4 protein-coding genes are annotated in these 6,474 nt (G+C 72.3%); all 4 read left to right on the forward strand.

The features are described from left to right. Positions 1-28: 28 nt before the first annotated feature. The gene (locus VGO20_RS19975; RefSeq protein ID WP_327504140.1) at positions 29-1,381 is read left to right on the forward strand and encodes a sensor histidine kinase; all 1,353 of its coding nucleotides are present in this window, start codon (positions 29-31) and stop codon (positions 1,379-1,381) included. Between the two features lie 69 nt (positions 1,382-1,450). Beyond that, on the forward strand, positions 1,451-2,572 hold the full coding sequence (dprA, locus tag VGO20_RS19980; protein WP_327504141.1) for a DNA-processing protein DprA: 1,122 nt from the start codon (positions 1,451-1,453) through the stop codon (positions 2,570-2,572). A gap of 60 nt (positions 2,573-2,632) precedes the next feature. Further along, the gene (topA, locus tag VGO20_RS19985; RefSeq protein WP_327504142.1) at positions 2,633-5,401 is read left to right on the forward strand and encodes a type I DNA topoisomerase; all 2,769 of its coding nucleotides are present in this window, start codon (positions 2,633-2,635) and stop codon (positions 5,399-5,401) included. Then, positions 5,398-6,474: RNB domain-containing ribonuclease (locus tag VGO20_RS19990; RefSeq protein ID WP_327504143.1), on the forward strand; the 1,077-nt coding region annotated here is incomplete at its 3' end. The genes topA and VGO20_RS19990, both read left to right, overlap by 4 nt.

The following is a 6,474-nucleotide window of genomic DNA, read 5'->3' on the forward strand; positions in this document are numbered from 1 at the left end:
GGATGCGGACGACGGATCGTCGCGGCGCGTGGGGCCGCGCGAAACGACGATCGTCACGGAGTCGATTCGCTCGCTGTACCGCCGCAGCGTCCTGCACATGGCCGTCAACCTCGGCGTCGGCCTGCTGCTCGTGGCCGTCATCTGGCCGCGCCCGTCGCCGGCGCTGCTCGCGGGGTGGTATGCCGCGCTCGTCGGGGTGACGGTCGTGCGCACCCTGTTGAGGCGGCATTTCCATGCGAGGCGGCGCCTCGGCCCCGAGGTGCTGCTCTGGGGACGGCTCCACACGGTCGGCGCGTTCGTGGCCGGCTGCATCTGGGGATCGGCGGGGGCGCTGTTCTACGAGTCCGGCAACCTCGCCCACGAGGTGATGCTGATCCTGACGATGATCGGCATGGCGACGGGCGCCGTGTCCTTCAACGCCGCCTACCTGCCGAGCTTCGCCGGCTTCGCCGTGCCGCTGGTCCTGCCCCTGCTGGTCCGCCTGGGAATGGAGGGGGACACGGTCCACGTCGCGCTGGCGGCCATGGGGGCGGTGTACCTCGCCATGCTGCTCTCGGCCGCCACGGACCAGAACCGGATGCTGACGACCGCGCTGCGGCTGCGCCAGGAACGCGAAGGCCTCGTCCAGGAGCTGCGCCTCGCCAAGAAGCAGGCCGAGACCGCGAGCCGCGCCAAGTCCGAGTTCCTGGCCACGATGAGCCACGAGCTGCGCACGCCGCTCACCGCGATCAACGGCTTCTCCGAAATCCTCGAGAACGAGCTGTTCGGCCCGCTCGGCAACCCGCGCTACCGGAACTACGCGGCGGACATACGGGCGAGCGGCAGCCACCTGCTGGACCTGATCAACGACATCCTCGACCTCTCGAAGGCGGAAGCCGGCGCCCTGACGCTGGACCTCGGCCCGATGGACCTCGTCCAGCCGGTCGAATCGGCGGTGAGGCTGCTGCGCGAGCGCGTCGCCAGCGCCGGCCTCGACCTCGACGTCGACCTGCCGTCGGGTCCGCTGCGGATCGAGGGCGACGAGCGGGCGATCAAGCAGGCGCTGATCAACCTTCTCTCGAACGCGATGAAGTTCACCCCTGCCGGGGGACGGATCCGGATCGCCGTGGCCCGGGCCGGGGATGGCTGGGCGTCGGTCACCGTCCGCGACACCGGCATCGGCATGCGGCGGGAGGACATTCCCCTGGCGCTCAGCCCGTTCGGCCAGATCGACCGGCCCGTCGTGAAGGACCAGAGAGGCACCGGCCTCGGCCTTCCGCTCGCCAAGACGCTGATCGAACTGCATGGCGGGACGCTGGAGATGGACAGCGAGCCCGGCCTCGGCACGACGGTCACCCTGCGCATCCCCGCGTCGCGGGTCGAGGAGCCGGCATCCACCTGAATGCCCTGGCCGGACACCCCGCGGCGATGCCGGGTTGACGCGCACGCACTCTACTGTATGCTGCGCGCCATGCCTCAACCGACGCGCGCACTTTCGACCCAGGAAAGGACGGACTGGCTGCGCCTGATCCGCAGCGAGAACGTCGGCCCGGTCACCTTCTTCCGCCTGATCGAACGCTACGGCTCCGCCGCCGCGGCGCTGCGCGCCCTGCCGGAACTGGCGGCCCGCGGCGGCCGGTCCAAGCCGCTCCGGATCTGCTCGCGCGCCGAGGCCGAGCGGGAGACGGCGGCCGTCGAGCGCATCGGCGCGCGCCTTCTCGCCGCCTGCGAGCCGGAATTCCCGCCGCTGCTCGCCCACGCGGACGACTGCCCGCCCGTCCTGTGCGTTCTCGGCCACGCGCATCTGCTGGCCCGGCCCACCGTCGCGATCGTCGGCGCGCGGAACGCCTCGCTGAACGGGCGCAAGCTGGCGGAACGGATCGCCCGCGACCTGGGCGAGGCCGGCTATCTCGTCGCCTCGGGCATGGCGCGGGGCATCGATGCGGCCGCCCATGCCGGGGCGCTCGCGGCCGGCACCGTCGCGGTCGTCGCCGGCGGCGCGGACGTCTTCTATCCCGAGGAGAACCGGGACCTTCAGCTCCGTGTCGGCGCCGAAGGCGCGGTCGTGGCCGAGATGCCCGTCGGCATGCAGCCCCAGGCCCGGCATTTCCCCCGCCGCAACCGGATCATCGCCGGCCTGTCGCTGGGCGTGCTCGTCGTCGAGGCCGCCTTGAAATCGGGCTCGCTGATCACCGCGCGCATCGCCGCCGATCTCGGCCGCGAGGTGTTCGCGGTCCCGGGATCGCCGCTCGACCCGCGCTGCCACGGGACCAACGCGCTGCTGCGCGAGGGGGCTTGGCTGACCGAAGGCGCCCAGGACGTCCTGGGCGTCCTGGCGGCGCGTCCGGGGCCCCGGCTGGCCGAGCCGTCCCGGGCCACGCCGTCCGCGCCGCCCCCGGCCGAACCGCCCGAGGCGGAGCTGGGCCCGGCGCGGCGGCGGATACTGGAATGCCTCAGCCCGACGCCGGTACAGGTTGACGAACTGATCCGGGGGTGCCAATTGTCTCCGGCGGTGGTACAGACCGTGATCCTGGAGCTGGAGCTGGCCGGCCGCGTCTCGCGCCATCCCGGCAACCAGGTCTGCCTGGTCTAGCGGGTGCCTCGGCTCCGCTCGTCCCGGAGCAACGCACCACAGACAGAAAGCGGGCCTCACTTGTCTGGCAGCAACGTAGTCATCGTCGAGTCCCCGGCCAAAGCGAAGACCATCAACAAATATCTCGGGTCGGATTATACCGTTCTGGCCAGCTACGGGCATGTCCGCGACCTGCCGGCCAAGGACGGGTCGGTGCGCCCGGAAGAGGACTTCACGATGTCCTGGGAGCTGGGCGACCGCTCCAAGCGGCATCTCGACGAGATCGCGCGCGCCGTCCGGCAGGCCGACCGCGTCTATCTCGCGACCGACCCCGACCGCGAGGGCGAGGCCATCGCCTGGCACGTGAAGGAGCTGCTGGCCGACCGCCGCCTGCTCGGCAAGGCGGAGGTGCGGCGCGTCACCTTCAACGAGATCACCAAGAGCGCGGTCCTGGACGCGATGCGCAACCCGCGCGACCTCAACCAGGAACTGATCGAGGCCTATCTGGCCCGGCGCGCGCTCGACTACCTGGTCGGCTTCACGCTGTCGCCGGTGCTGTGGCGCAAGCTGCCGGGCTCGCGCTCGGCCGGCCGCGTGCAGTCGGTGGCGCTGCGCCTGATCTGCGAGCGCGAGGCCGAGATCGAGGCGTTCCGCCCGCAGGAATACTGGTCGATCGAGGTCACGTTCACCACCCCGTCCGGACAGACGCTGACCGCCCGCCTCACCCATCTCGACGGCAAGAAGCTCGACAAGTTCGCGATCGGGGAGAAGGGGGCCGCGCTCGCGGCGGTGGAGCGGCTGAAGCCGCTCGCCTACGCCGTCCGCTCTGTCGAGCACAGGCAGGTCCGGCGCAATCCCTACGCCCCGTTCACGACCTCGACGCTCCAGCAGGAAGCCTCGCGCAAGCTCGGGCTTGGCGCGACGCGCACGATGCGCATCGCCCAGAAGCTGTACGAGGGCGTCGACATCGGCGGCGAGACGGTCGGCCTGATCACCTATATGCGGACCGACGGCGTGCAGCTTTCGGCCGAGGCGATCGGCCAGACCCGCGAGCTGATCGGGCAGAGCTGGGGCGGGGAATACCTGCCGCCGACGCCGCGCATCTACAAGAGCACGGCCAAGAACGCCCAGGAGGCGCACGAGGCGATCCGGCCGACCGACCTGTTCCGCCGGCCCGAGCAGGTCGCCCGCTTCCTGGACCGCGACGAGATCCGGCTGTACGAGCTGATCTGGAAGCGCACCATCGCCGCCCAGATGGAGAGCGCGCAACTCGACCAGGTCGCGGTCGACATCGCGTCCCCCGGCGGCGAGGCGGTGCTGCGGGCCACCGGCACGGTCGTGCTGTTCGACGGCTTCCTGCGCGTCTACGCCGAGGAGAAGGACGATAGCGCGGACGAGGAGGAAGGCGGCGCGCGCCTTCCGCCGGTCAAGGAGGGGGAGGCGATGCGCCGGGGCGAGATCCGGCCCGAGCAGCACTTCACCCAGCCGCCGCCGCGCTACAGCGAGGCCAGCCTGGTGAAGAAGCTGGAGGAGCTCGGCATCGGCCGCCCGTCCACCTACGCGTCGATCATGCAGGTCCTCCAGGACCGCGACTACGTCGTCCTGGACAAGCGGCGCTTCGTCCCGCAGGACCGGGGCCGGCTCGTCATCGCCTTCCTGGCCAGCTTCTTCGAGCGCTACGTCGAGTACAACTTCACCGCCGACCTCGAGAACCAGCTCGACGACATCTCAGGCGGCCGGATCGACTGGAAGGCGGTGCTGCGCCAGTTCTGGCAGGCCTTCTCCGCCGCCGTCGAGCAGACCCGGGACCTGTCGATCTCCCAGGTCATCGACTCGCTCGACCGCGACCTCGGCCCGCATTTCTTCCCCGAAGCCGGCGACGGCAACGACCCGCGGCTCTGCCCGTCGTGCAGCGCCGGCCGCCTCGGCCTCAAGCTGAGCCGGAACGGCGCCTTCATCGGCTGCTCGCGCTATCCCGAATGCCGGTACACGCGCCCGCTCTCGGTCGCGGGCGGCGACGAGGCGCAGGAGCCGCTCGGCGACGGCCCGCGCGAGCTGGGCGCCGACCCCGCGACCGGCATGCCCGTCACCGTCCGGCGGGGACCCTACGGCGCCTATATCCAGCTCGGCCCCGTGCCGGGAGCGGAGCCGGCCGACGACGGCAAGCGCAAGAAGAAGACCGAGGTCGAGAAGCCGAAGCGGGTCTCGCTGCCCAAGGGCCTGGCGCCCGGCGACGTCGCCCTGGAGACCGCGCTGAAGCTGCTGGCGCTGCCGCGCGACATCGGCCGCCATCCCGAGACGGGCGAGACCATCACGGCCGGGATCGGCCGCTTCGGCCCCTACGTCAAGCACGGCCCCACCTACAAGTCGCTCACCGCCGAGGACGACGTGCTGGAGATCGGCCTGAACCGGGCCGTGTACCTGCTCGGCGAACCGGCCAAGGGACGTGCGGCCGTCCCGGCGAAGACGCTCGGCGACCATCCCGCCGACGGCAAGCCGGTGACGCTCAACAGCGGCCGCTACGGCCCCTACGTCAAGCACGGCAAGATCATGGCCTCCCTGCCCAAGGCCATGTCCGCCGACGAGATCACGCTCGAGGGTGCTGTCGAGCTGCTGGCGGCCAAGGCCGCCAAGGACGGCAAGCCGGTCCCCAAGGCGAAGGAGGCCAAGGCGCCCCCGAAGAAGGCCGCGGCGAAGGCGCCGGCCAAAACCGAGGCCAAGACGGCCGCGAAGGCGCCCGCCAAGACCCCCGCCAAGACGGCGTCCCCCGCGAAGGGCAAGGCACCCGCGAAGAAGGCCGCCGGGTCGGCGCCCGCGCGGACGTCCCGCAGGACGGCATCCGCGGAGTGACGGAGCGGCGGCAGCCCCGTTCCCCGCTGCCGTCCCGCGAGGACGTCCTGCGCTTCATACGCGAGAGCCCGACCCCGGTCGGCAAGCGGGAGATCGCGCGGGCCTTCCGCCTCAAGGGCGACGAGCGCACCGCCCTGAAGGCGCTGCTGCGCGAACTGGAGGCGGGAGGCACCGTGGAGCGCAACCGCGGCCGCCGCCTCGCCCCGCCCGCCGCGCTGCCGGAGACGGCCGTCGTCGAGGTGGCCGACATCGACGCCGACGGCGAGGTGGTGGCGCGTCCCGCCGCCTGGCCCCACGACGAACCCCCGCCCGCGATCTACATGCAGCCCGAGCGCAGGGGCCATCCGGCGCTCACGATCGGCGACCGCGTGCTCGCCCAGCTCCGCCGCCGCGGCGACGGCACCTATGACGGCCGCACGCTGCGCCGCCTGGAGCCGGATGCGGACGCGCGCGTCCTCGGCGTGATCGAGGACACGCCGGAGGGCCCTCGCCTGCGCCCCGCCGACCGCCGCCGGCGCGACGACCTCGTCGTGCTGCCGAACAACGCGGCGGAAGCGGCGCACGGCGAGCTCGTGCTGGCCGAGGTTCTGCCCTCCACCCGCCTCGGTCTGCGCCAGGCCAGGGTCGTCGAGCGGCTGGGAGCGGCCGGCGCCCCCCGGGCCGCCAGCCTGATCGCTATCCATGCCAACGACATCCCCACGGTGTTCCCGGCCGCGGCCCTCGACGAGGCGGCCCAGGCACGGCCGGTCGGCCTCGATGGCCGGACCGACCTGCGCGGCCTGCCGCTGGTCACGATCGACGGCGCGGACGCGCGCGACTTCGACGATGCGGTCTGGGCGGAGCCGGAGGACGGTCCCGGCGGCGGCTGGCATCTGGTGGTCGCCATCGCCGACGTCGCCCATTACGTGCGCCCCAGCCGGCCGCTGGACCGCGCCGCCTTCCAGCGGGGGAATTCCTGCTACTTCCCCGACCGGGTGGTGCCGATGCTGCCGGAGGCGCTGTCCAACGGGCTGTGCTCGCTGCGCCCGGGCGAGGACAGGGCCTGCATCGCGGTCCATCTCCATGTCGGCCCC

Source organism: Arenibaculum sp. (assembly GCF_035998295.1).
Classification (GTDB): domain Bacteria; phylum Pseudomonadota; class Alphaproteobacteria; order Azospirillales; family Azospirillaceae; genus DASYHS01.

Coding starts and splice junctions, on each gene's coding strand:
- dprA (WP_327504141.1), top strand. CDS start 1,451: ATGCCTCAACCGACGCGCGCACTTTCGACCCAGGAAAGGACGGACTGG.